Consider the following 25,056-nt stretch of genomic DNA (forward strand, 5'->3'; position numbering starts at 1 on the left):
CCCATGTTTCGAACCGTTCACTTCCGCTATGCAGCATTTGCGTTGAGTATCGGATGGATACCGCCCGCCGTTGCGCAAAGCAGCGTGTCGATCTCCGGTGTGCTCGGCGAGGGCGTTGCGTACACCAGCAACGTGGGCGGCCATTCGAGCGTCTACGCACTGCCGGCCGGGGTGCTACGCCCGAACTCGCTGATATTCAGCGGCCAGGAAGACCTGGGCGGCGGATACAAATCGCTGTTCATGCTCGGCACGCTATTCGGCATGAACAACGGCGCCGTACTGGGCGCGTCGGGCAGCCTGTTCTCGCGCGAATCGTATGTCGGCCTCGTAACTCCATACGGCACGCTGACCTTCGGACAACAGCGGGACTTCATGTTCGATACGCTCACGCTCCAGCAGTACTCCGGTGCGTTCTATCAGGGCATCTGGGGCGCGCACATGGGGCCGTTCGCCTCCTTCGGCGTGCCTTACGTCGTCCGGCAGGCGTACGACTTCGACCGACTCAACGGAGAAGCCCTCAACAACACGGTGAAATTCAAGAGCATGCCCTTCGACGGATGGACGTTCGGCGCGATGTACAGCTTCGGCGGCGTGCCAGGGCAATTCGCGAATTCGAGCGGTTCGAGCTTCAGCGTGGCTTATCAGTTTGCGAACGGCAGCATCGGCGCAGCGTATACGTACGCCCGCTCGCCGCTCATCGAGCACGGCAACGCGGGCATCCGAAATACCGGCATCGGCGGACGCTACCGGTTCGGGCGCACCCAGGTCGCGCTGCTCGGCACCGTTTCGCGCGACACGAGCACCGGGGCGCAGATCGACAGCGTGGACACGAGCATCAGCTACGCAATTTCGCCGTTCTGGAACATCGCCGGCACCTACACGTACATGGGCGGCAATGCACCGCTCGACAACAACCACGCGAACCAGCTGGCCGGAACGCTGACATACAACCTGTCGAAGCGCACGTCCGTCTACGCGACACTCGCATGGCAGCGCGCCTCCGGGCGCAGTGCGTTGGCTCGCATCAACTCCACACTGGCCGAGCCGTCCGGTTCCGCCGTGCAAACGTCCGCTGCGCTAAGCATTCAACACGCCTTCTGAGCCTGACATGACCCACCCTCTTTCCGCATCGCCAGGCGCCACGGATAACATCCGCGGTCCGCGCAGAACGTGGCTCGCCGGCATCACGGCCTTTTCGATCATGGCTGTCGACGGTTTCGATACCGCCGCGATCTCGTACGTGGCCCCGACGGTCGCCGCAAGATGGAGCCTTCCGCCTGCTGCACTGACTCCCGCGTTCATGATGACGAGCCTCGGCGCGGTGATCGGCTATCTGCTGAGCGGGCGAGCGGTCACCCGGTTCGGCCGCCATCGGCTCGTGACCGCATCGATGATCGGCTTCGCGCTGCTTTCGCTGGCGAGTGCCGCTGCGGGATCGATCGTGGAAATGTCCGTGCTGCGGCTCCTGACGGCGCTGTTTCTCGGTCTCGCGGTGCCCGCCACCATTGCGGGCGCCACCGGGCACGCGAGCGCGGGCCGCCGCTCCGCGGTGGCGGCCGCCGTGGCGACGGGGATTTCGGCGGGAGGCGCCATCGGTGGCGGCATGGCAGCGCTCCTGATTGCGCATTTCGGCTGGCAGGCCATCTTCATCGTCGGGGGTATCCTGCCGTTGCTGCTCTTGCGCGCTGCGCACGTGCTGCTGCGGGATCCGCCGAATGCGATGCCCGCCACGCGCGCTGCGACCGTCGTCTGCAACGGCCGCGCAGATGGGCAACCGTTTCTGCGAGCGATGGTGCGTACGCCGTACACGCTATCGAGCTATCTCCTCTTCGCTCTTGCATGCCTGGGCTTTCTCCTTGCCTATGCGTTACTGTTCTGGATTCCGACCTTCCTCGTATCTTTCGGATTCGCGCCCGCCACGGCAGCGCTTGGCGCGATGGCAGCGTCGGCGGGCGGCATGGTTGGCAGTGTCGCGCTGGTTGCGTCGGCCGGGCGCATAGCCGAGGAAACGGTGCTTATGTCGCTGACGGCTCTCGGCATTGCGTGCGTGGCGGGGCTGACATTGGGCGGACTCCACGGCGAAGTGGCCGCGCTGCTGTTCGTCGCCGGCATCGGCGCCGCGACGGGAGCCATCTGCGTTGGACAAGCCGCGCTTGCCGTGCGCATCTATCCCACCGAATTGCGTACGGCCGGCATCGGATATGCCGCCGCATGCGGGCGAGCCGGCTCCGTGATCGGGCCAGCCGTCGTAGGTGCGTTGCTTGCCCGCGGTTGCAATGCGCTGACCATCCTCGGATGGGCGACGATGCCGATGATTGCGCTATTCGTCTTGCTCGCGATGCTCAAAAGGCGGGGCGCGCCCTTTCCGCGCTAACGAACTCCGTTGGCCGCGCCGTCAGTCACGGATGTGCCGGGCGGCATCCTGGTCCGCATCGCTTTGCGATGCCGATTCGCGGTCCAGGCCGAGCTTGGCCAGAACCACCTTCATGAACTGGGCGAGCGCGGGCGTCGGCGGCTTGTCGGCCCTCGTGACGGCAACGAGCGGCCCCAGGTGAAAAGGCAATCGGCAGTCGACGGGACGCAGACCGTAGGAGTCGGCCAGATCGGTCGATACGCATCCCGGCACAAGCAGCAGCGCATCGCTTTCCCCAACGGTCCTGAGCATGAGGTGGGAGATGTGCGATGAAACGATGTCGGCTTTCACGCGCATCCCCATTTCCCGTACCGCGAACTCCAACTGTTGGCGAACGATGTTGGGCTGCGCGGGCAATATCAGCGGAAAATCCAGCAGATTTTCAAGCGTGGCGGGCCCGTCCAGAAGACGATGCTCCTTGCGGGCAACGAAGCAGGGATGGTCGTCGCGCAGTTTCGCAGCCTGATAGTTGTCGCTGAAGTGTCCGCTTGCAAGTCGCCCGATGACGACGTCCAGCGTGTCCTGATCGAGGCGTTCGATCATATTTTCCATCGCATCCTCGCGTAACGACACGCGTACACGAGGGAACGCCGCGCGAAACGCATTGACGCAATCGGCAAGCGCGCCCCACCAGCCGAGCGGCAGGAATACACCGACAGAGATCGCACCGGTATCGCCGTTGAGAAGCGCTTCCAGTTCTTCCTGCGCGCGCTGAACGTCTCCCAGAATCAGATGGCCGTGACGGACCAGCACCTGGCCGAATGACGTCGCACGCATGCCGGACGGCGTGCGCTCGAACAACTGCGCACCGATGATGGATTCCGTTTCCGCCAGCGATTTCGACACCGCCGACTGGCTAACCGAAAGCACATCCGCCGCTTTGAGCAGGCTGCCTTGGCGGGCGACCTCGATAATAATCGCGACGTGTCGCAGCTTCAGTCGATGATGTAACGGTGTCATGGAAGAAGGATGGCGTGCCCGAAACGATGTGATTAGCCAGACCGATGGCCGCGCTACGGAGTCTCGCGGCGGACCGAAGTAAGCCGCAGTCTAATAGGGCCATTAAAATGGCGGCATCGGTAAAAGCCCCTCATGGTAAAACGCGTCGATAGAGTGATCTAGCAAATCCGGACAGCGAGACCACCTCTAGCCGACCGAGCATCGCGCCTGAGAAGCTGGTGCGGGCGATGTTGCTGCAAGTGCTGTACAGCATCCGTAGCGAGCGGCAACTGGCTGAGCAGATCTCGTACAACCTGCTGTTCCGTTGGTTCGTCGGCCTGCCGATCGAGGAAACGGTATGGAATCACTCGGTGTTCATCAAGAACCGGGATCGGCTACTGGACGTGGCTGCTTCGAATGGCGGTAGGGGAAAGGCGTCAGGCTGAGAGGTATTTCAACGGCCTGCAAAATACCGACAGCTGTACCGTGCCGTCGAGCCCGTGCGTCGTTATTACGACGTCCGCTCCGGGTCGCCCATGATCGATTGCGTTTTCCAGCAGGTTTGTTAGCAATTGGCTACACGAAACGTCAGGTCAGACATACGAACGGTTGATTTTTGAGACGAATGGTCTATTATTCGAACATGGACGTTCGAACTGATCCGCCTCGCCGCCGCGGCAGGCCCCCGAAGCAGCACGAAGACCTCGTCGCCACGCGCGACATGCTGTTGCGCACCGGGCTCGAGATCCTCACCGAAAAAGGCTTTTCCGCCACCGGGCTCGACGAGATCCTTGGGCGCGCCGGCGTGCCGAAGGGCTCCTTCTATCACTACTTCGACAGCAAGGAAGCGTTCGGTCTCGAACTGATCGACCACTACGCCGAGTTCTTCGCCCGCAAGCTCGACCGCCATTTCAGCCAGCTGGACCGCTCGCCACTAGCGCGCGTGCGCGCGTTCGTCGACGACGCCCGCGACGGTATGGCCCGCCATGCGTACAACCGCGGCTGCCTGATCGGCAACCTCGGCCAGGAAATGGGCACGCTACCGGAAAGCTTCCGCGCCCGTCTGCGCGCGACGTTCGAAGACTGGCAGCGCCGTCTGACCGAATGCCTGGACGCCGCGCAGCAGGCGGGCGAACTGGCGGAGTCCGCCGACCCCGCCGCGCTGGCCGCGTTCTTCTGGATCGGCTGGGAAGGTGCGGTGCTGCGCGCGAAGCTCGAACGCAGCGACGGGCCGCTCGCGCTGTTCGCGCAGTTTTTCTTCAATGGATTGCCTCGCCGCTGAATTTTTTTACGATTAATTAGACGATCAGTCTAGAAAGGAGGACGCATGTTCCAGGGCATCGTGATCGACAAGGACGAAACCGGCCAGCACGCACGGCTGCACACGCTGGACGACGCGCAGTTGCCCGCCGGCAACGTGACGATCCGCGTGGGCTATTCGACGCTGAACTACAAGGACGGGCTGGCGATCACCGGCAAGAGCCCGGTCGTGCGCAAGTTCCCGATGGTGCCGGGCATCGACCTCGTGGGCGAAGTCGAAGCGAGCACGCACCCGGATTACCGCGCCGGCGATCAGGTCGTGCTCAACGGCTGGGGCGTCGGCGAAACGCACTGGGGCGGCCTCGCGCAGAAGGCGCGGGTCGACGGCGACTGGCTGGTGCCGTTGCCGTCCGCGTTTTCGCCGCAACAGGCCATGGCCATCGGCACGGCCGGCTACACCGCGATGCTGTGCGTGATGGCGCTGGAACGGCACGGGGTGCGCCCTGGCGACGGCGAGATCGTGGTGACGGGCGCGGCCGGCGGCGTGGGCAGCGTCGCGACGGCCCTCCTCGCGCGGCTCGGGTATCGCGTCGTCGCCGTGACGGGCCGCCCGGCCGATGCCGACTACCTGCGGCAACTCGGTGCGGCGGAGATCCTGGATCGCGGTCAATTCAGCGCACCCGGCAAGCCGCTCGGCAAGGAACGCTGGGCCGGCGCCGTCGACGTGGCCGGCAGCCACGTCCTCGCCAACGTGTGCGCGGCCACGCGCTATCGCGGCGTAGTGACGGCCTGCGGCTTGGCCGCCGGCATGGACTTCCCGGCCACCGTCGCGCCGTTCATCCTTCGTGGCGTGACGCTCGTCGGCATCGACAGTGTGATGTGCCCGCGCGCCGACCGGCTGGAAGCATGGCGCCGGCTCGCATCCGACCTCGATGTGGAGAAGCTCGGCACGATCAGCCACCAGGTCGGCCTCGGGGATGTCATCCCGCTCGCCGAAGAACTGATCGGCGGCAAGGTGCGCGGGCGCATCGTCGTGGATGTCGGCGCATGAATCCAGCAACAGTACTCGGTCGCCCCACGTCGTTCATCGATGCCGACGAGGTGAAACCAGTTCTTGCCGAGATCAAGCCGATGACGCGGACGCGGTGATCGGTCGCGGCAGTCCGCAGGACATCTTCGATGCCCAGCTGGACGTGCGCGAGTTGCTGCGCAGTCAGCACGAGACCGAGTGAGTCATCATCTCGACCGGCATGTCCACGGTCTACCTGTTCGAACCGGACTTCGGTGCCATTGATCTTCAAAACGACGCAGTCCACGCGCTGGGCAGCCTCGACACCGCCGTGACGCTGACAACGCCCGAGGATATCGGAGCGCTGACTGCCGCGATCGTGTTTGCCAAACCCCGCATCCGGAACGAGATCGTCTATCTGGCCGGCGACACCGTGACTGACGGGGAGGTCGCAGACAAGCTGCAAGCGGCCCTCGGCCGCCCTTTCTGTCGTTCGGAGTGGACCGTGCAGTATTTGTTCGATGAGCTGGCGCGCGACCGGCACAACATGAGGCGGAAGTATCGTGCGGCGTTTGCTTTAGGACGGGGGGGCGCATGGGACAAGAGTGGGACGTTCAATCAACACCACGCCATTCCGGTCACCGACGTGACATCGTGGACCAATGCAAACCTTATTTCGGGCCGCAGCGAGTAATCGCAAATCCAACCTGGCTCACATCTCGACGCTCTCAGGAGTGCTGGTCACCGCTTATGAACGACCGAATCGAGCACGAAGCTGGTCGTCATATTCTGCACACCATCCATCGCACTGATCGTCGCCCAGATATCGCTGATGCGCTCGTGCGTGGACGCCTCTATCTGCACCAGCAAATCGACCTCGCCGCTGAGGACCGCGCAATCGCGCACCTCGGCGATCCGCTCGAGTGCGGCCAGCACGTCCGCGCCGCGCATCCGGTCCTTGCGATACACAAGCATCACGGCGCGCACCGGCACGACATCGTCGGGCAATGCGAGCCGCACCGTATAGCCTGAAATGATGTTCAGCGCTTCGAGCCGGTCGATCCGGTTCCGGACCGCCTGCCTGGACAGACCGATCCTGTCGGCCAGCACCGCGAGCGGAATCCGCGCATCGGCACACAACGCGTCGATTATCTTCTGGTCCAGGCCGTCGATCTTCATTCGCCGAACCCGGTATGCCGGGCACCGCGTGCATCGACCGCGTCGCGTAATGCCGCGATGTGGTCGGGGCCGATTCCGCAGCATCCGCCGACGATCTGCGCGCCCAGCGCAAGCCACTGCTCCGCCCATCTTGCATAGCCGGGCGGATCGATGTCGCCGCGCAAGCCGTGGAGTTCCTCGTTCGCACGCGCATCGGCGCGCTGAGGCGGAAACGCGTTCGCATAGGCACCGATCACGAGCGACGTCCCCGTTCGCGCAAGCTTGCGCTGCACCGTCTCGATCGCCGCACCCATCGTCTCCGGCTGGCTGCAATTGAACAGCAGCGCGGTCGCGCGCGCGGACACGGCGGCGTCGATCGCTTCGTCGAGCGTCTGCCCCGATCGCAATACCGGCGTGGCGCCTGCTTCGACGTCATCGCGCAGCGTGAACGAGACCCAGAGCGGCTTCGGATTCTCACCCAGCGCCCGCCGAACCGCGCCGATCTCGTCGGTCAGGCTCTGCGTCTCGGCCAGCCAAAGGTCGACGTACGGATCAAGCCCATCGACGAGCGTCGCCAAGATGGCATCGGCGCGCGCCGCGTCGAACAGGTCGGGGCGGTAGGAGCCGCCCGTCGGCGGAAGCGATCCTGCTACGCGCACGGGCCGCCCTGCACGGTCCGCCGCTTGCCGCGCGAGTTGCCCGGCAAGGGCCGCGAGCGCGGCTCCGTCGCGACGGAACCGCTCGTCGCCGATATGGAACGGCACGACCGCATAGCTGTTCGCGGTGATCACGTCGGCACCCGCCGCGACGAATGCGTCGTGCGCAAGGCCGACGTAATGCGGCGCTTCCATCAGCGCGAGTGCCGACCACTCCGGCTGCCTGAACGGCGCCCCCATCCGCGCCAGTTCGCGCCCCATGCCGCCGTCGAGTACTGTGATGTCATGCATAGTCCGTGCTCCGTCGTTGCAATCCGCGCATCTCGTGCCCGAATCGATTCAAAGGTCGGCGCGACGCGCGCGAGTCGTCGATCGAGCGTGCGCGCTGGTCCGTGTCAGATCTGCTCCAATGCTTGCGCGATATCGCTTTTCAGGTCGTCGATGTGCTCGATGCCGACCGAATAGCGGATGAAATTGAGCGGAATGTCGGCAGCACGCATTTGCTCCGCCGACATCGTGCCGGCCCACATGGATGCCGTATGAATCGCGAGCGAATCGACGCCACCCAGATTGCCCGCATTCAGCGGCAAGCGCAGCGCCTCGACAAAGCGCTGTGCTTCGCCGTAGCTTCCGCGTACACCGAACGCAACCACGCCGCCAAAACCGCGCATCTGCCGGCACGCCAGCCCATGCTGCGGATGGCTGCGCAGGCCCGGATAGAACACGCGCTCGATCTTCGCGTGCGCTTCCAGGAATTCGGCGAGCGCCTGAGCGTTCGCGTTGATCCGCTCGACCCGCATCGGCAGGGTGCGCAGCCCGCGCAGCAGCAGCCACGCGTCCATCGGGGACAGCACGGAGCCGAGCGTGATGTGCGTATGCCAGATCTGCTCGGCGAGCACGCGGCTCGTACAGATCACGCCGCCGGTCAGGTCGTGATGGCCGCCCAGATACTTGGTCGCGCTATGCACGACGATGTCGACACCGAGCCGGTGCGGCTGCTGGTTGACCGGCGATGCGAACGTGTTGTCCGCGAGCGTCAGGATGCCGCGCGCCCTTGCGATTTCCGTCACCGCGGCGATGTCGGTCACGAGCAGCAGCGGATTGACCGGCGACTCGAGCACGATCAGCCGCGTGTTCGGCCGGATCGCACGATCGAACGCGCCCACGTCGGTCTGGTCGACGAACGTCACCTCGACGCCGAACCGGCGCAGCATGTCGTCGAGCATTTTCGTGGTGCTCATGTAATGACGCGTCTGGCCGACGACGTGATCGCCGGCCTTCACGACACTGAGGATCGCGGTCGCGATCGCGCCCATTCCGGATGCGGTGACGAGCGCGGTCTCGGTGCCTTCGAGCTCCGCCATGACCGCCTTTACGCGCTCGTGAACCGGATTGCCGTAGCGGGTGTAGTTGCGCGGATGCTGCGGCACGCTCGACATCTCCGCAAACTCCTCGCTGCCGGCTGCCTTGAACACCGCCGAATAGTGAATCGCCGGCGCGACCGACTTCTCGTCGGTCACGTCGCGGTCCGCAGCCAGCGCCAGCGTTTCAAGCTTGTATCCCATGTCGTCCTCGGATCGTTCGTAGTGTCGCGTTATGCAGCGTCCGTCACGCACGCGCGCTGCCCAGATGGCGATTCAAGAGTCCTTCGACACGTTTGAGCACGGTCGAAAGTACCGCGGTGATACCGACGTACACGATGCCGGCCAGCATCAGCGCGTCGGTCGTATAGGTTTCGATGGAGATGCGGCGCGCGACACCGGTCAGGTCGAGCACGGTGATCGTGCTGGCCAGCGCGGTCGACTTCAGTTGCAGCACGATCTCGTTGCCGAGCGTTGGTGCGACGATGCCGATCGCGCGCGGCACGATCACGAACCAGGTGAGCATGAAGCGGCTCATTCCGAACGCGAGCGCGGCTTCCTTCTCGCCGGCGGGGACGCCCGCGATCCCGCCCCGGATGTCTTCCGCCATGTAGGCCGCGAGATTGAGCGTCAGCGCGCACAACGCGCATGAGAACGATCCGCCGACCAGCAGCCACAGAGGCGACGCACGCACGACCGAGAACTGCGCGAGCCCGTAATACAGCACGAAAATCTGCACCAGCAGCGGTGTGCCGCGAAACACCGACATGAACAGACGGCTCGGTGTCGACAGCCACGGGCGTGCCGACGTGCGCGCGACAGCCAGCGGCACCGCGAGCGCGAATGCAAGCGTGCACGACAGCACCAGCAGTTCGAGCGTGATCCATATGCCGCGCGCGATATCCGGACCGGACTGCACGATGAGGGAAAGAAAGTCGTTCATCGCATGGCCCTCCTCAGGTGCGTTTTGCGTAACCGCGGCCCGCGATGCGCTCGAGCCACGCGAACACGGGGTTGGATGCGGCGAGAAAGCCGAAATAGACGATGCCGACCGTCACGTAGAAGACGAATGGCTGCTTGGTGAACTGCGCGGCGATGTTGGCCTTGCGCAGCATGTCCTCGAGCCCGACGATCGACACCAGCGAGGTGTCCTTCAGCAGGTTCTGCCACATGTTGTTCAGGCTCGGCAGGCAGATGCGCCACGCCTGCGGCAGGCGCACATGCCACAGTGTCTGCAGGCGTGTCATTCCATACGCGCGCGCCGCCTCGATCTGTCCGGCCGGCACCGCGATGAACGCGCCGCGGAACATCTCCGACGCGTAGGCGCCGAACACCACGGCGAGCGCGATCACGCCGGCGGAAAACGGGCTGATGACGATGGCGCCATCGAATTGCGCGTTGAGCAGATGCGACAGCCCGAAGTAGCAGATCAGCAGGATCAGGAACTCGGGAATGCCGCGCAGGAAATTGGTCAACGCATAGGTCGCATGTCTGAGCCACCCCAGGCTCGACAGCTTTGCCGATGCGCCGGCGATGCCGAGCAGCATGCCGACGCACAGCGCGGCGACTGCGAGCTCCAGCGTGACGAGCGCGCCAGCCGCGATCTGCGCGCCGTAGTTCACCAAGATGTTCATCGTAAAATCGCTCCTTGTGAGCCCGGATCGCGCAGGCCGCCATCCGGCGACCGCGCGGTCCCGATGCGCGATTATTGCGGCGCGATGCTGAACGGGAAATAGCGCTTGTTGGCTGCGGCGAACGTGCCATCCGCTTGTACTTGCGCGATACCCTTGTCGAACAGCGCCTTCAGCGGCGCGTCGCCCTTGCGTACCGCGATCGCCGTACCGTCGCCGAAGATCTCCGCATCGGCGATCGGCTTGCCGACGAAGTCGAAGCCCTCCTTCCTGCCGGCCTTCGTCAGCCAGTCGTACGCGACCGTGTTGTCGGCGAATACCGCATCGACGCGCCCGGCCTCGAGATCGAGCCAGGCCTCGTCGAGCGTCTGATAGACCTTCACGTTGATCCCCGACTTGCTCGCCGGCAGGCGGCGGCGCAGATAGGATTCGTGCGTCGACGCCGTCTGAACGCCGATCGTCTTGCCACGCAGCGTGGCGGCGTTGTCCGTGATGCCCGAGCCCTGCTTCGCGACGAGTTGCACGGGTGCCGTCGTGAAAATACGCGTGAAGTCCACCGACTGCTCGCGCTCCGGCGTCTTCGACATCTGCGCGAGCACCGCATCGATCTGTTTCGCCTTGAGCGCCGGAATCAGCGCGTCGAAATCCATCGTCACCCACTGGCACTTGACCTTCATCGTGTCGCACATCTTCTTGCCGATGTCGATCTCCATGCCCTGCAGCTTGCCGGATGCATCCTTGTATTCGAACGGCGCGTAATCGGCGAGCGTACCGATCCGCACGACCTGCTCGGCATGCGCGACCGATCCGAGCAATGCCGCGCCCACGCACAGCGACTGAAGCAGCTTCTTCATGGTTTCCTCTCCCGTTGACAACGAATCCGCATCAGATGATGCTGGACAGAAACTTCTGGAAACGCGGCGATTTCTGGCTCGCGAACACCTCATCGGGACTGCCGTCTTCCTCGATTCGTCCCTGATGGACGAACACGACGCGATTCGCGACTTCGCGCGCAAATCCCATCTCGTGCGTGACGACGAGCATCGTGCGTCCCTCATCGGCCAGCGAGCGCATCACCTTCAATACTTCGCCGACGAGCTCGGGATCGAGCGCGGACGTCGGCTCGTCGAACAGCATCACGTCGGGGTCGGTCGCGAGTGCACGTGCAATCGCGACGCGCTGCTGCTGGCCGCCCGACAACTGATTCGGATAGTGTTCGCACTTGCCGGCGAGCCCGACCCGTTCGAGCATCGCGATCGCCTTGTCGCGTGCGCCGCGCTTCGGCACGCCGAGCACGCGCGCCGGCACGAACATCACGTTCTGCAGCACGGTCATGTGCGCCCAGAGATTGAACTGCTGGAACACCATCGCGAGCTTGCGGCGCACGCGCATCACCTGCTGAGCGTCGGCCGCGACCAGCGCGCCGTCGCGGCCCGCCGGCTTCAGCGCGAGCGTTTCGCCGTTCACGCAGATCCGGCCACGGTCGGGCATTTCCAGCAAGTTGATGCACCTGAGGAACGTACTCTTGCCCGACCCGCTGCTGCCGAGGATCGACACGACCTCGTGATTCCTCGCGGTCAGCGAGATGCCCTTCAGCACCTCGACACCGCCGAATGATTTGTGAATATCCTCGACCACCAGCGCGTCCGCCGCCGGTTTGCATGCAGGAATTGCTGCTGGCATCCTCGACTCCTTCTTCGATACGTTGCTCACCACACTGCTCCGGTTCGCGCCGCGCCGGCCCGCCAGGCGCCGGCGCCTGCGCATCAGCTCGACAGCCGCCGGTTGCGCCTGAAGCAGACCACCTTCGGCTGCGTCATTTCCGTCATCGCGAACCGAACGCCTTCGCGGCCCAGCGACCCATGCTTGAATCCGCCGAACGGCATGCCGTCGAAGCGGTAATCGGACGAATCGTTGATCATCACGCCGCCCGCCTGGAGTCGCTCGGCCGCGCCGAGCGCCACCTCCAGCCGGCTGGTGAACACGCCAGCATGCAGGGAGCTCTCCGACGCGTTGGCCGCGTCGAGCGCCTGCTGCAGGTCGGTGAATTTCTCGATCGTCACGACCGGCGCGAACACCTCGTCGGTCCATACGCGCGCGTCGTGCGGCACATCCGCCAACACCGTCGGTTCGTACAGCGCCCCGCGCCGCCGATGGCCGGTCAGCACCGTCGCACCGCGCGACACCGCTTCGTCGACCCAGCGTTCGACGCGGATCGCCTGTTCCTCGCCGATCATCGGCCCCATGTCGGTCGCATCGTCCAGTGGATCGCCGACGACCATCCTGCCGGTCAGCTCGACGAAATACCGGACGAACGGCTCGTATGCGGCCTCGGCGACGAAGATCCGCTGCGTGCCGATGCAGTTCTGCCCCGCCGCCCAGAACGCACCCGACACGCAGGATTCGGCGGCGTCCTTCAGGTCGCAATCGGCCATGACGATCACCGGCGCATTTCCGCCGAGGTCCATCGCGACCTTCTTGAGCCCCGCATCGCGCGTAATGGCTTCACCCGTCTGCGGGCCGCCGGTAAAGGTCACCATCCGAATCCGCCGATCGCGCACCAGAGCCGACGCGATATCCGCGCCGCCGTGCACGATCTGTAGCGCGTCGCGCGGCGCCCCGGCTTCCCAAAAGACCTCGACGAGGGCCTGCGCGGACAGCGGCGCGAGCAACGAGGGCTTCAGGATGACCGCATTGCCGGTCGCGAGCGCCGGCCCCAGCTTGTGTACCACCAGGTTCAGCGGGTCGTTGAAGGGCGTGATCGCGAGAATCACACCCAGCGGCTCCAGCGTGTAGTAGCCGCTGCGATCCTCGGAGCCGGGATACCCGTCGAACGGGATCGTCTCGCCGGCCAGTCGTTTCGCTTCCTCACCCGACAGACGCAGCGTGTTCACGCAGCGCGCGACTTCCTTGCGGGCCTGCCGCAGCGGCTTGCCCGCTTCGAGCGCGATCGTGCGTGCAAATGTCTCCGCCTGTGCTTCCACGCTCGCGGCCGCGCGAAACAGGATGTCGGCCCGCCGGCTGCGTGGCAGGGTTGCGGCCGAGCGCGCGCCGTCGAGCGCGCGCTCGACAAGGGCCGGTGCCGCATCGGCTCGCGACAGTCGAACCTGGCCGACGATCGAGCCGTCATAGGGCGACCGGACATCGGCCACGCCGGCTCCCGTGCAGTCGGTCATCACCGCATCGCGCGCGCTCATGCCGCCACCTCGTGCGAGGCTGCGCCGATTCTGTCCGCGAGTTCGATCAGGTCGGAGAGGATCGCGAACGCCGTTTCCTCACGGCCGGCACCCGGCCCGCTGATCGTCACGCCGCCGAGCACGTCGGTGTCGAACGTGATCGCGTTCGTCACGCCGCTCGCGGCAAGCAGCGGATGGCCGGCCGGGAGCTTGCGCGGTTCGACGCTCGCGGTCACGGTGCCGTCCGGATGACGGACGGCAGAACCGATCAACCGCCACGACATGCGCTCCGCCGCCGCCGCGCGCACGTCGTGCTCGGTCAATTCCACGATGCCGCGGCACGTCACGTCGCCACGCTTGAGTCCGGCATTCCACAGTGCATTGGCCAGAATGACGACTTTCAGCTGTACGTCCGAACCGTTGACGTCGGCCGCCGGATTCGCCTCCGCATAGCCGCGCTGCTGCGCATCCCGGATCGCCGCATCGAAGCTCGCGCCGGCCTCGACCTCACCGAGCACGTAATTCGACGTGCCGTTCAGGATGCCGGCGAAACCGTTGATGTCGCACCCGCGCAGCGAGGTCGCGAGCTGCCGCAGCACCGGCGTGCCGCTCATCACCGTGCCCTCGTACATCACGCAGGCACCCGACTGCGCGGCGATCCGCGCCAGTGCCGGCTGTGCGAGCGCGATCGGCCCCTTGTTGGTCGTGATCACGTGCTTGCCGCATTCGAGCGCGGTACGGCAATGCGACAGCGCGGGCTCACCGGTGTTCGGATCAGTGAAGGTTGCCTCGATGACGACATCCACGTGTTCAGACGCGATGGCCTTCAGCACCGCACCGAGGCCGACGTCCGGCGACACCAGCGTGCCGGGATCGCGACGCAGCGCTTCGGCATCGACGCCCCGCCGAGCGGTTTCGTCGAGGACGTCCAGCGCGATACCGCGAGGATTCGTCGCGATCCCGAGCCGCAGGTCGGCGACCATCGTCACCGATACGTCGAGTCCCGCCGCACCGAGCATCGCACGCTTCTTTTTGAGCAGTTCGACCAGTCCTTGATTGACTCCGCCGAAACCGACCAGTGCCAGTTTGAGTTCCATCTTGATCATCTCCTGTTCATTGACTACACGACACAGGTTAGTCATGCGAATTGATTTTCAAATTAGGCGTTTTGCCCGATTCAGGTAGTCATCCGTTGCGGTTTGTCATGCGGGACGGGCGGATCGCCCGTCCCCGCGCGAAGCAAGCAGGTCAGGTGGCCGGCGGTCCATCTTCGCCGTCCTTGTCGACCGGCACGAACAACCCGACCTTGACCGCGCTCAGCACGACATTCGTGTTGATCCGGCGGATCATCGGGTTGCTCTGCATGATCCGCGCGGACAGCCGGTCGTACGCCTCGACGTCGCGCGCGGTGATGATCGCGATCAGGTCGACGGAACCGGTCACGTAGTAGATCTGCTGGATTTCGTCATGCGCCTTCGACCACTCGCGGAACCTGGCAACCGTCTCGTAGTTTTCGCGCTCTATCTCGATCGCCGCGATGAACGTCATCGGCCTGCCGACCGCCGCGCGATCGACAACGGCGATTTCCGAGGAAATGATCTTTTCGGTGCGCATGCGTTTCAGCCGCTTTTGCACGGCCGACGTGGACAGGCCGATCCGTTCGGCGATGGTATCGGCAGTCGCAGTGCAATCGCGCTGGACGATATTCAGGATCTTGCGGTCGAAGGAGTCGAGTGCGTCGGTCATGGCGTGATCTGCCGGAAAACGGGTGCTTGCGTCAAAGATAGAAAGGGCGGGCCGATCTGAGCCCGACCAGATGCCGGACACGGTCGAACGCGGTGACGAGCGTTTCGCGCCACTGCGCCACCGGCCCGCAGATACAAACGGGCGCGAAATGGATCGTATCCACCCCCGCGGGAATACGGAACGGACGCTCGATGCCATCGTCCGATTCGGTCACGAGAGCAGTGCCGTCGACTTCGGTCAGGCTCATCAACAAATGGGTTGCGACAGTCGCCCCAAACAGGTCACGCAAGGGCGAATCGTTCGCGGACAGCTGCTCGAGCAACGGCAGTTCGTATGCGCCGGGCCACCAGGTATCGTGCTCGTCGAGCCAGGGGCCGACGCCCGGCATGCCGACCATCTCGAGGATCCGGTCCGCGCCGAGATGCGCATAGGCGCGACACCGGCCAAACCCGTCGGTCGAAGAGCGCGCCAGCCAGCCGTCGGCGTTCGGGACGGGGTCCGTCAACACGACGTTCGCAGGCTTCAGCCGACCCAGCATTCCAGCCGCGCTTGCAGCGGGTCGGTACCCTTCTCCGGGCGCGCGCGCGTGGTCCGGGACGATCCGGCACACCCACTTGGGCCCATCCTGCAACGCGGCAGGAACGTCGCTGGCCCGAACTCTAGCGGTTCGCCTGCGGGCGTGTTCAACGATGACGAATGGCGTGTCCGGCATACAACTCTCTCATGCTTGCGGGGCCGCGTCACGGTAATGCTGACGCGCTTCATGGATTTGCCGACCGATGTGGGGCTGGAGAAATCATATCGCCCCGATGCGCCTGAAAAAATCTCAACATCCGCCATTTTCGACGGAAAACGTCGAATAACGAGAGAAACTGGACGTCTGGCATCCAACCATGGGCTCGGTAGGTGCGGGCGGGAAGATGACAACATCCGGATGCGGGCCAACATGCTAGGCTGGCGCCCGATGGCGCGAGGCGAATCCCCCATCGGCCACGGGGGCTCACACCAGGAAGCCACCCCGCCGAGCATGGTGTCTGCTTGAGCATCGGATCGCGGAGAAAGCCCGCGATCATGAAGGAAAGGGGCCGGCGTCGGTCGCCGATATCGACTCGCGCCGACTGCCGCGCTCAGATATCCGATGACCGGGGCCTGATGGTAAACGATCGAACGAACACGCGCATCGGCGATGAATGGGTGTCTTATTCCATTGATTTACATCGATACGCTGAGTTACACGCCTTCCTGCAGTTGCAAACCCACGATGCCCAAGACGACGAGAGCAATGCAGAACAGCCGCCCGACGAAAGCGGGCTCATGGAACCAGACGATGCCCTCGAGGGCATCGACTGGCGACAGCCGCGCCGTACCGCCGCTCTGTCGATGTTGTAAACCGCATCGAAGGCTCGTAAACTGCGACGCATGTCCAAAGATGCGCCGCTTCCCGCTACCGTCGCTGAGCTCCAGACCCTGGTGCTCGCGCAGCAGGCGTCGCTGCTTGAAAGGCAGGCATCGATCGCGAACATGGTGCGGGAGATTGCCGCCCGAGACGACGAAATCGAGCGCCTGAAAGCGCAAATCGACAAGCTCAGGCGAATGTACTTCGGGAGCAAGTCCGAGAAACTTGCACGACAGATCGATAAACTCGAGGCGCAACTCGAAGACCTGACCGCCGGCCAGGGTGCGGCGGAGGCGCGAGGACAGCGAGACAAGACGTCGACTGCGCCGCCCGGTCGGGCGCCCACGCGAGAGCCACTGCCACCGCACTTGCCCCGCGACGAAATCGAACTCACGCCGCATCCGGCCTGCCCCACGTGCGCGGCAACGATGCAGCGGCTTGGCGAGGATGTATCCGAGCAGCTCGCCCGCGTGGCGGTTGCGTTCAAAGTGATCCGCACGATCCGTCACAAGCTGTGCTGTCCCGAGTGCGGTCACATCGAACAGACCGCGATGCCCAGCCTGCCGATCGAGCACAGCATCGCCCATTCGAGCCTGCTGGCCGATATTGCAGTATCGAAGTACGCCGATCACCAGCCGCTGTACCGCCAATCGGAGATCGCTGCACGCGCCGGCGTGACGCTGGATCGCGCCAGCATGGGCCGCTGGATCGGGCAGATCACCGAGCTCTGCGGACCCCTCGTTGAAGCGATCCAGCGCTACGCGCTGCTCCCCGGCAAGGTGCACGTCGATGATACGCCGGTCGCAGTGCTCGCGCCCGGCAACGGAAAGACGATGACCGGCCGCTTCTGGGTCTACGTGCGCGACGACCGCCGCTCCGGTTCGACCGACCCGGCTGCGGTGTGGTTCGACTTCTCCTCGGATCGCAAAGGCGTCCCCCCTCAAACCCGTCTCGCCGCATTCCACGGCATCCTGCAGGCCGATGCCTACTCCGGGTTCGATCAACTGTACGCGAGCGGCGAGATCCACGAAGCGGCATGCTGGGATCACGCGAGGCGGTACGTCTACGATGTTCACGTGCGCACGCCGACTCCGGATACCCAGCAACTGCTTGAGATGATCGGCGAGCTCTACAGTATCGAGGCCGACATCCGTGGCAACGCGCCTAACGAGCGTCTGCGCGTGAGGCAGGAAAAGACCAAGCCGCTGCTCGTGAAGTTCGAAACGACGATCAGGGCGAAACTCGCGACGCTGTCGACGAAGTCCGCGCTCGCCAAGGCGATCAGTTACTCGCTGAACCACCGGGCAGCCCTCACGTTCTACTGCGAGGACGGTCGAGCCGAGATCAGCAACGTGCTCGCCGAAAACGCCTTGCGCTGTGTCGCGCTCGGACGCAAAAATTATCTGTTCGTCGGCTCCGACAGCGGGGGCGAGCGGGCCGCCGCGATGTATAGCTTGATCGGGACGTGCAAGCTCAACGGCATCAACCCGCGTGCCTACCTGGAATACGTCCCGACCGACATCGCTGATCACAAGATCTCTCGCATCGACGAATTGCTGCCCTGGAACGTGGCTGACAAACTGAACCCCGTCACCCCGCCCACACTCTCAACCAAGTAGATCTGGATAGATTTAGATCGATCGTGCCCACGATCGCCGATCATGGACACGATCGCTCGTGATCAACACGGACTCCTCCACGACATCACCATCATGCCTCACGCGCGCGCGAAAGGGTAAACGGTCGGGCCGAGCCACTTACCGATTCTGGGTCGTCTACAGCGAGCAACACGACGGCCGATAGGTTTGTATCTACGTTCACCGTCCGTCGCAAGGGCAGACTACTCCTTGGTGACACGACAGTTGAGTTCCCAGAGAGCTGTCTTGTTTGAATCTCAGCGCAGTAGCGCATTAATCTCTCGATATGTTCCCCAACGCACGTCCACGTGTTCGCTTGATAGAACAAGCTCCTTGTCTGTGCAGTCCAGCCCGAAGCAATATTCGGGGATGACAAACATGTCAGTCGGCCAATGTCCGCGGTCGGTGAAGTGCTCAACAGGGATCGACGCCCGACTTTTTAGCGATCGAACCCTGCTGCGTGAGCCAACGCCGACTTCTTCCTGGCATTCCCTGACTGCCGCCTGGAACGGAGTTTCACCAACTTCTCCGCCGCCAGCGACACCCTGCCAATGTCCATCGTCAGAACGTTTGAGGGCGGCGAACGTCGACCCTTTACAGCCGACACGATAAGGAATGGCAAGGATCTGAAACGGGGCGCGCATTGATCTCTCCTCCCCAAAAAACTCGCAGTATAGGACGTGTTGGTGGAGCGGGAGTTTGCTTACGCTAGCAAGTCGCGAACAGACGCCGCACAGATCGCGATCTTCGTCGACGCGCCGGTTCCGTTGTTCGGCCCTCGCTAGATCGATGGTCAGCCCCATCGCCAGACAGGCATCAGCGAGCGCGACGTGATGAATGAGCATCGGTCAACTGCATCGATGAACCGCTGCCTTGGGATGTGGCCGCCAAGTTGGCCACGCGATCCGCTCCGCTCTCAGCGATAACCTGATCTCCGCAACGTCTACCGAGTACTCATCAACGCGCTATCAATAGCTTGCCATCCGCGAGCGAGCGATCGCGAACGGTCGGCGTGAGGCGCTTACGAGTTGGATCGCCGTGCCGGTGGCCGAATATTGCGAACCGTCCGCACCCCTGATATATATACAGTGCCTACGGCAATGTCAGCTGCAATGCGGCGCGGAGACCAGAATGGATTATCTGTTTCGAGTGGCCGGCTTTCGCGATGGCGAAGCCTTGACGCGTCCGATCGACGAGCGTGGCGGCAAGCACGCGAACCTGACCAGCGCACTGCGGAGTCGCGCATGATTGCCGCGCCGATGCTCGAGCAGCGCGACACGATGGTTGCGCTCGGGTGGGCCGTGGTGAGCGACTACGGGTATTCGCATACCAGCGGCTGGACGATCGGTGTCTGCCGCGTGCGCGACAAGTGGGTCGTCGAGCTATGGGATGGAACGTCTCTCCATGCCACCGTCGACTCGCCGGTCGCGGCCGCTCGGCTTCATCGGGAAATCGTCGCTGGAGCGAACTCGAACACACGCGACGACGTCGACGATCGGCACGAGATTTCTAGCTGATGAGGTCGAGGGCCCGGCAGCGGCCGGGCGCGGCACGTCAATTTCTGCGGTGTTATTCCGTGTCCGGAATCAGAAACCGATTGCGATTCTTCGCATTAGCAATCCACTGCGGAGCCTTCCCACGTCCGCTCCAGGTGGCACCGGTCTTCGGATCACGATACTTCGGTGCGATAGGCGCGCGTGCGCGCGGCGCTGCAGAACGACGACGCCCGAAGAGTTGGTCGGGCGTGATGCCGTATTCGGCGATCTGTTCGCGCATCGTGGTGATGACGCTGTCAAGCTCAGCAAGCCGCGCTTCTTCGGCTTGCTGTGCCAGTGCATCTGCTTGGGCCTTCAGCTCGAGATAGGTAGCCATAAATATGGAAGAGTTTCCTTTGAGAGATAGCTCAAGAGAGAGCAGGTCATTATATCCGCGCGCCACATTGCAATGACGCTCCGAGATTCCAATTCCATGATGCCCACTCAATTCGAACGCAATCCTAACGATTTGACATAACAGATACTAACGTCGGCTTTGATTGATGGCGTCGTCGCTAGAATGGAATGTGTACTCTCGTGTCCCCAGCTTTTCGACTATCGGGTGTCACCGGCTTCATAAAATCGAACTTCAACGTCATCTAGTCTCGTCCCGGCGACATTCGGCTGCCGGGCGTTCGTCATTCGTAATGGACACACCCGTTTAAATTGGAGTATTAAGGAACGGTATCTTCGGCGGCGCAAGCTGTCGCAGGATCGTCAAGTGAACATCCAGTTTGACCTTCTTCAGATGATCGAGATTCATTTGACCGCCGACAATCAGGGCAGGCTCAAAGCCATACATCTCATCCGGTTCAATCGGTCCAAGTTTGCCTGCAGCGCGCTTGAATAGCGGCTGCTTCGCCTCGTCCTTAAGATCACATTCGCTTGGCGTCTTGGCACCAAAGAAGGTCTGTACACGAAAGTCCGGATTTCTCAGCGGGCCTTTTAAATCCTTCTCCAACGCGATAAGCGAATGCATCGGGCATGACACCGTCAAGCTCGGCCCGGTCTTCTCGCCCCAAGCATACAACTTTCCGAACGCGGTTCGAGCGATGACGTGGTAGCTATCGACCTCTTCGAAGATCGTGTCCTCTAGCCACATATCCAGTACGTCTTCGTACTCGTTGGGATTCACGATCGAGAACAAGCCGTCTGCGTAGCTCGCCCACCCTTCTTCGGACCAGTATTTCAGAAGCTGAGCAGGCAGCTTCTTGTCGAATTTTTCGAAACTGCCTTGAGGCACTTCGACGCGGTTCGTCGCCTCCCCAAAATGCTCGATAAACAACTCAAAATCTTCGTCTCTCATCTCATTCGCTTTCCGTGACAAGGACCTAGCTTGACGTACATCAGCGCGCCCCTTGCCGTTCGAAATCCAGCGCCGAAAGCGTGGATGGCTGCAACGGCAGCGGATCAGGATAGTCGTTGCAATCGTCTTACCGTCGAACAACTGAAGTCAGGTGGTTACTTCTTCCCGCTCAGTTTCTCAATGACGCTGTCGATGTCAGAAGGGAGAGTCGGGGATGCAAGCTGACGCAGGATCGTCAAATGCTGGTCTAATTTGACCTTCGCAAGTTTGTCGACATTCATATTGCCACCAGCTATCAATGCGGGCTCGAAGGCATACATTTCATCGTGTTCCAACGGGCCCAGCTTCTTGAGCGCACGCTCGAACATCGGGGTGCCAGACTCGTCACTGAGTTCACACGCATCCCTGTCCAGACCAAAAAAGGCCCTGATAGATGAATCCAGTTGCTCGGGATTCTTTCGGGTCAAATTGCGCACGAAGATGCTGTTGAGAAGCGGAACAACTTTGACGCTGCGCCCAGTGGTCTCACCGCACAGAAACAGCTCTCCGAACGCCGTGCGCGCAATCGCATGGAAGGCGTCCACTTCCTCAAGCGGCGTGCCATCAAGCCATTCGTCAACCAGATCTTCGTAGTCGTCCGGATTTACGATCCAGAATAGGCCATCACCGTATCCGCCCCAACCCTCCTCTTTCCAGTATTCGAGGAGCTGCGCTGGCAGCTTTCCACGCCAACGCTCTATGGCGGATTTTGGCACCTCAATGTGACGAGTCGCTTCGCCGAACTCCTCGATGAAAACTTCAAAATCTTCGTCCCTCATCTCATCCCCTTTCCTCGGCAAGGCTCAAGTTTAACGTTCATTTTCGCATTTCCTTGACCGTTCGCAACAGCCTCTCTGGAGGTCGAGTCCATGCTCGCTATTCTGTCTTGCTGGTTCCAACTTCCACCAACAGATGAGTTGACATCTGCGCGCCCCATATGTTTCGGGACCGGTTGCATCCATCCGGCGGCGACCTGATCGGGCTCATGCAACGCCGCCAGGTTGGCCATCAGCTCCTTAGTACGTTTCGCCGCTTCAAGTTTTGCTGCCTTCGCACCCATCGTGCTGCGCAAGCTTTCACGCATACTTTCCTGTACGTCCTGCGCGAACTTCTTTCGGAACTCAGCCTGTGCTGCGTCGGCCAACGGGTTACGCGTAAATTTCCCAGTCAACGGGTCCAGCCCTGCATCCCGAGCAGCCTTAAATTGCGCGGCTGTCAAGTTATTAATCTCCTCTTCCTGCCGCCGCAACTGCTTGGCGTATTCCGCCAGATAGGCCCTCTGCTCTTTGGCTGTCATCATTGCGAAGTTTTTCTTGTCGTACGGATGGAAGCAAGGCAACTTCTTCTCGGGCAACCGCTCTTTCGGTTTGACATGCACACCGGCGTCTTCTTCCCCCTTCTTTGGGGCGTCCTCTCCCGCCTTCCTCGGTAACTCCCCATCTGGCGTGTGCGGCGTTTCGCCTTTCGGTACTGTAGGCCTCTCTGCTGTGGGCGAATGCGGCGACCCCGCCTTTGGCGTGCCAGCAACGTCGGACCCCAACGCCTTCGCAGTTTGCCCTGCCTCCGACTCGACGACTGGAGCGAGCTTTACGGTTCCGGCAAACTTACCTGCGTCCGCAATCTTCGCGCCTTCATTTACAACCTTAACCCCTCGCCCGACCTTCGCTGCGGTCGCCACTCCTTTAACTGCACCACCGACGGGAATAAACGCGGACGCTAGGACACCCGCCTTCTCGGCATCAGTCGTGGCTGGCGCTACATCGCCTACGTGACCGAACTGCATCATCTCGTCTGCATCACTCGCCAGCTTGTTTGCCCTGCAAACATCGCCGGCCTGGTAAGCAGTCATTGCAGCGCGATTCATTTCATCTGCTTGAATTGCGATGGGCGTCACCATGCCGGTCTCATCGCCAGAGTACTTACTCGCAGAGACAAAAAGGTTCCACATATCTCCGGGAAGATTGACGATCCCCTTCCCGATGCCCTTTGCGAACTCCCCGGGATGCTCGCCGGACGCGACATCTAAACGATGGAATGTGTCTACGGCCGATGAGGCCGCATCCTTAGTCCTTTGCCACCACGTTCGTTTATCGTTCGCTTCAGCTATCAGCGCTTGGAGTGCCGCGTTTGGTTGGCAAGTCTTCGATTGAACCGGAACTGTCTCAGTGGTGATTTTTCCGGGAGCACCGCCGTTACCAGACGCGTCGCAATTTATCTTGCAAGCACTGCCATCCCTCGCCACCTTCTGACCGTTGACGATCACATTGCTTTGACCGGACAGAATCTTGACGTAGCCACTGCCGAGCGACGTCCCCGAGACAACGTGCTGTCCCGCGTCTCCCAAGACGCCATGATGCAGATCGCCGACTCGGTAGACCGGCTTTCCAGCTGCAAAGACGTTAGGTGAGGCGGTCTGCTTGTTATTGATGATCGCATAGCTGTCGAAGGGAACAACGCTATTTCCGACCTTGCAAAAATCGGGCGAAGTGGTGAAAGCCTTCCAGCGATCTTCGTTGGCTATGTGTCGCGATGTGCTGTTGACGGTAGAGGAATTGGCTTGAGCTCCGCCCATTGAATCGCCGGAGCTCGATGAGGTCTGATCAGCCATGTGCGTGCTCCGGTATCGAATTCACGAACGCTGTCACGCCCAATCTCAAAAAATTGACGGGATCGGTCCGATCGAATCGTTCCCTCCATATCAGCGAGACTTGTCGTTCATCGAGATCAATAGCAACGGTATCTAGGTTGAGCGCACCGACCCGCCCTTCACCATCCCAAGTCGTCATTGCCATCATGACGCGTACACTTGGCAAGCACATGGTCACGCGCCCTTCCGGCAGAAGTCCCGCCAAGATGATTATCTCGTCACCGGCCAGATAGCCCGGGTAGATCAAATCAGGCGGTGCACTCTGGTAAAAGCGGGGGTTGAAATCATTGGGAACGTTTGGGTACACCTCTGCACGCCAACGATCATCGTACGTTCCGGCGTAGTCGATGCGCGGCGAGCACCAACGCGCAACTGGGCCAAAGCCCTGAGTAGCACACTGCTGCGACGGGTGGCGTACGGGCTGCATGGGGTCCTCAATTTGTGGCGCGGCAAGCACCTTGAGCTTGCCAATCTCTGCAGCAATCTGACTACGTGCATCCTTCGACAGGGTCTTCAGTGCCTCGTCGTCTGGCAACCAACCGCAACCAGCCGGGTTGTCGCGCTTGTACACATACTCCACCGCGGCTTCTTCAGACTCACTTGCAAAAGTGCCACCAAAGGCCAATCGGTAGTCGAGAGGAACAGCGTTCGTTGGCGTGGCCCTGGTCAGACGCCAACCGAGCAGTCCTCGAACAAATTGTCGAGGCCCATGTAGCCGCAGGATCTTTTGCATCGACCCCACCTGCAATCCGGCCATCCACTCGGCGCCCATTTCGCCATGCGCGCTGCGAGCGGTGCCCGTCAGATAAACATCGGTGGCAGGCTTATAAAGTACCCGGTCACCCTCGCGCTTAAGCACCGCTTTCAACGGAGCGCTATCGACTTCCCCGTCAAATTCATCACCATCGACGATCGGCTTTTGCTCCGTCGCCAACGTAATAGGCTTGCCGTCCCGTGAGAAATCAAACGTGCCGCGCACAGCAAGCACGTCGTACACTGCTCCACCCTCTCCGGTTTTCTCGAACCAGGCGTACGGGAAACCACTGTCATTTGTGATTACAGCCATTGCGCCCCATCATGCAAAGAGTCAATTTCTCGAGCACGCTCACGCTCCGCGACATCCATACTTCTTCACCCGGAAAGATAT

The 25,056-nt window shown here is 62.3% G+C and carries 24 protein-coding genes and 3 pseudogenes; 8 read left to right on the plus strand and 19 right to left on the minus strand.

Features of this window, described 5'->3' with window-relative positions; all coding sequences use genetic code 11:
* Nucleotides 1-3 precede the first annotated feature (3 nt).
* Entirely contained in the window at nt 4-1,101 is a 1,098-nt protein-coding gene (locus VXM69_RS31510; RefSeq protein WP_367190302.1) for a porin, read from the plus strand.
* A 7-nt stretch (nt 1,102-1,108) separates the two neighbouring features.
* A complete protein-coding gene (locus VXM69_RS31515) occupies nt 1,109-2,374 on the plus strand; it encodes an MFS transporter (protein WP_367190303.1) in 1,266 nt (421 codons plus the stop codon).
* 21 nt (nt 2,375-2,395) lie between these two features.
* On the opposite strand, the gene VXM69_RS31520 is transcribed toward VXM69_RS31515, so the two are convergent.
* Entirely contained in the window at nt 2,396-3,373 is a 978-nt protein-coding gene (locus VXM69_RS31520) for a LysR family transcriptional regulator (RefSeq protein WP_200098398.1), read from the minus strand.
* A 191-nt stretch (nt 3,374-3,564) separates the two neighbouring features.
* On the opposite strand from VXM69_RS31520, the pseudogene VXM69_RS31525 reads away from it, so the two are divergent.
* From VXM69_RS31525 to VXM69_RS31540, 4 genes and pseudogenes are all read left to right on the plus strand, one after another.
* Nucleotides 3,565-3,756 (plus strand): annotated as a pseudogene (locus VXM69_RS31525) (transposase); the annotation flags it as partial.
* 239 nt (nt 3,757-3,995) lie between these two features.
* On the plus strand, nt 3,996-4,634 hold the full coding sequence (locus tag VXM69_RS31530) for a TetR/AcrR family transcriptional regulator (protein ID WP_059463699.1): 639 nt from the start codon (nt 3,996-3,998) through the stop codon (nt 4,632-4,634).
* A gap of 45 nt (nt 4,635-4,679) precedes the next feature.
* Entirely contained in the window at nt 4,680-5,663 is a 984-nt protein-coding gene (locus tag VXM69_RS31535; RefSeq protein ID WP_367190304.1) for an MDR family oxidoreductase, read from the plus strand.
* 94 nt (nt 5,664-5,757) lie between these two features.
* A pseudogene (locus VXM69_RS31540) lies at nt 5,758-6,315 on the plus strand (aromatic alcohol reductase); the annotation flags it as partial.
* A 47-nt stretch (nt 6,316-6,362) separates the two neighbouring features.
* Here the strand turns inward: VXM69_RS31540 and VXM69_RS31545 are convergent.
* The 12 genes and pseudogenes from VXM69_RS31545 to VXM69_RS31600 all read right to left on the minus strand — a co-directional run.
* Nucleotides 6,363-6,800 carry an Lrp/AsnC family transcriptional regulator gene (locus VXM69_RS31545; RefSeq protein ID WP_367190305.1) on the minus strand — a complete coding sequence of 146 codons (438 nt, stop codon included), beginning with the start codon at nt 6,798-6,800 and terminating at the stop codon, nt 6,363-6,365.
* Nucleotides 6,797-7,726, minus strand: coding sequence for a homocysteine S-methyltransferase family protein (locus VXM69_RS31550; RefSeq protein ID WP_367190306.1), 930 nt, complete (start codon nt 7,724-7,726; stop codon nt 6,797-6,799). The genes VXM69_RS31545 and VXM69_RS31550 overlap by 4 nt, the downstream gene beginning before the upstream one ends.
* A 104-nt stretch (nt 7,727-7,830) precedes the next feature.
* Entirely contained in the window at nt 7,831-9,000 is a 1,170-nt protein-coding gene (locus VXM69_RS31555; protein ID WP_175903406.1) for a PLP-dependent aspartate aminotransferase family protein, read from the minus strand.
* A 43-nt stretch (nt 9,001-9,043) separates the two neighbouring features.
* On the minus strand, nt 9,044-9,739 hold the full coding sequence (locus VXM69_RS31560) for an ABC transporter permease subunit (RefSeq protein WP_021157540.1): 696 nt from the start codon (nt 9,737-9,739) through the stop codon (nt 9,044-9,046).
* Between the two features lie 13 nt (nt 9,740-9,752).
* Nucleotides 9,753-10,430, minus strand: coding sequence for an ABC transporter permease (locus VXM69_RS31565; RefSeq protein ID WP_367190307.1), 678 nt, complete (start codon nt 10,428-10,430; stop codon nt 9,753-9,755).
* 71 nt (nt 10,431-10,501) lie between these two features.
* The gene (locus VXM69_RS31570) at nt 10,502-11,281 is read right to left on the minus strand and encodes a transporter substrate-binding domain-containing protein (RefSeq protein ID WP_200098395.1); all 780 of its coding nucleotides are present in this window, start codon (nt 11,279-11,281) and stop codon (nt 10,502-10,504) included.
* Nucleotides 11,282-11,312: 31 nt separating this feature from the next.
* Complete coding sequence (locus VXM69_RS31575) at nt 11,313-12,110, minus strand: ABC transporter ATP-binding protein (RefSeq protein WP_367190308.1); 798 nt, start codon at nt 12,108-12,110, stop codon at nt 11,313-11,315.
* An 83-nt stretch (nt 12,111-12,193) separates the two neighbouring features.
* Complete coding sequence (locus VXM69_RS31580) at nt 12,194-13,624, minus strand: aldehyde dehydrogenase family protein (protein WP_367190309.1); 1,431 nt, start codon at nt 13,622-13,624, stop codon at nt 12,194-12,196.
* Entirely contained in the window at nt 13,621-14,700 is a 1,080-nt protein-coding gene (locus VXM69_RS31585; RefSeq protein ID WP_126225774.1) for a homoserine dehydrogenase, read from the minus strand. Before VXM69_RS31585 ends, VXM69_RS31580 begins: the two co-directional genes overlap by 4 nt.
* 151 nt (nt 14,701-14,851) lie before the next feature.
* Nucleotides 14,852-15,349, minus strand: a complete 498-nt coding sequence (locus tag VXM69_RS31590; protein WP_175903570.1) for an Lrp/AsnC family transcriptional regulator — start codon at nt 15,347-15,349, stop codon at nt 14,852-14,854.
* Between the two features lie 31 nt (nt 15,350-15,380).
* Nucleotides 15,381-15,887, minus strand: coding sequence for a hypothetical protein (locus tag VXM69_RS31595; RefSeq protein WP_367190310.1), 507 nt, complete (start codon nt 15,885-15,887; stop codon nt 15,381-15,383).
* A gap of 692 nt (nt 15,888-16,579) precedes the next feature.
* Nucleotides 16,580-16,690: pseudogene (locus tag VXM69_RS31600) on the minus strand (QacE family quaternary ammonium compound efflux SMR transporter); the annotation flags it as partial.
* 78 nt (nt 16,691-16,768) lie between these two features.
* Between VXM69_RS31600 and VXM69_RS31605 the strand changes: the two are divergent.
* Nucleotides 16,769-18,364, plus strand: a complete 1,596-nt coding sequence (locus tag VXM69_RS31605) for an IS66 family transposase (protein ID WP_367190311.1) — start codon at nt 16,769-16,771, stop codon at nt 18,362-18,364.
* 275 nt (nt 18,365-18,639) lie between these two features.
* Here the strand turns inward: VXM69_RS31605 and VXM69_RS31610 are convergent, their stop codons facing one another.
* A complete protein-coding gene (locus VXM69_RS31610) occupies nt 18,640-19,026 on the minus strand; it encodes an NUDIX domain-containing protein (protein WP_367190312.1) in 387 nt (128 codons plus the stop codon).
* A 600-nt stretch (nt 19,027-19,626) separates the two neighbouring features.
* Between VXM69_RS31610 and VXM69_RS31615 the strand changes: the two genes are divergently transcribed.
* Nucleotides 19,627-19,899, plus strand: a complete 273-nt coding sequence (locus tag VXM69_RS31615; RefSeq protein WP_367190313.1) for a hypothetical protein — start codon at nt 19,627-19,629, stop codon at nt 19,897-19,899.
* 52 nt (nt 19,900-19,951) lie between these two features.
* Here VXM69_RS31615 and VXM69_RS31620 read toward each other — a convergent pair whose 3' ends face one another.
* The 5 genes from VXM69_RS31620 to VXM69_RS31640 all read right to left on the minus strand — a co-directional run bounded on the left by VXM69_RS31620 (nt 19,952) and on the right by VXM69_RS31640 (nt 24,975).
* Nucleotides 19,952-20,254, minus strand: coding sequence for an H-NS histone family protein (locus VXM69_RS31620; RefSeq protein ID WP_367190314.1), 303 nt, complete (start codon nt 20,252-20,254; stop codon nt 19,952-19,954).
* A gap of 324 nt (nt 20,255-20,578) precedes the next feature.
* Nucleotides 20,579-21,223: a GAD-like domain-containing protein gene (locus VXM69_RS31625; RefSeq protein ID WP_367190315.1), complete on the minus strand. Its 645-nt coding sequence runs from the start codon at nt 21,221-21,223 to the stop codon at nt 20,579-20,581.
* 155 nt (nt 21,224-21,378) lie between these two features.
* The gene (locus tag VXM69_RS31630) at nt 21,379-22,041 is read right to left on the minus strand and encodes a GAD-like domain-containing protein (RefSeq protein ID WP_175905973.1); all 663 of its coding nucleotides are present in this window, start codon (nt 22,039-22,041) and stop codon (nt 21,379-21,381) included.
* The gene (locus VXM69_RS31635) at nt 22,038-23,870 is read right to left on the minus strand and encodes a polymorphic toxin type 15 domain-containing protein (protein ID WP_367190316.1); all 1,833 of its coding nucleotides are present in this window, start codon (nt 23,868-23,870) and stop codon (nt 22,038-22,040) included. The genes VXM69_RS31630 and VXM69_RS31635 overlap by 4 nt, the downstream gene beginning before the upstream one ends.
* Complete coding sequence (locus VXM69_RS31640; protein WP_367190317.1) at nt 23,863-24,975, minus strand: DUF2169 domain-containing protein; 1,113 nt, start codon at nt 24,973-24,975, stop codon at nt 23,863-23,865. The genes VXM69_RS31635 and VXM69_RS31640 overlap by 8 nt, the downstream gene beginning before the upstream one ends.
* Nucleotides 24,976-25,056 lie beyond the last annotated feature (81 nt).

This window comes from Burkholderia sp. Ed8 (assembly GCF_040761425.1).
GTDB lineage: Bacteria > Pseudomonadota > Gammaproteobacteria > Burkholderiales > Burkholderiaceae > Burkholderia > Burkholderia seminalis.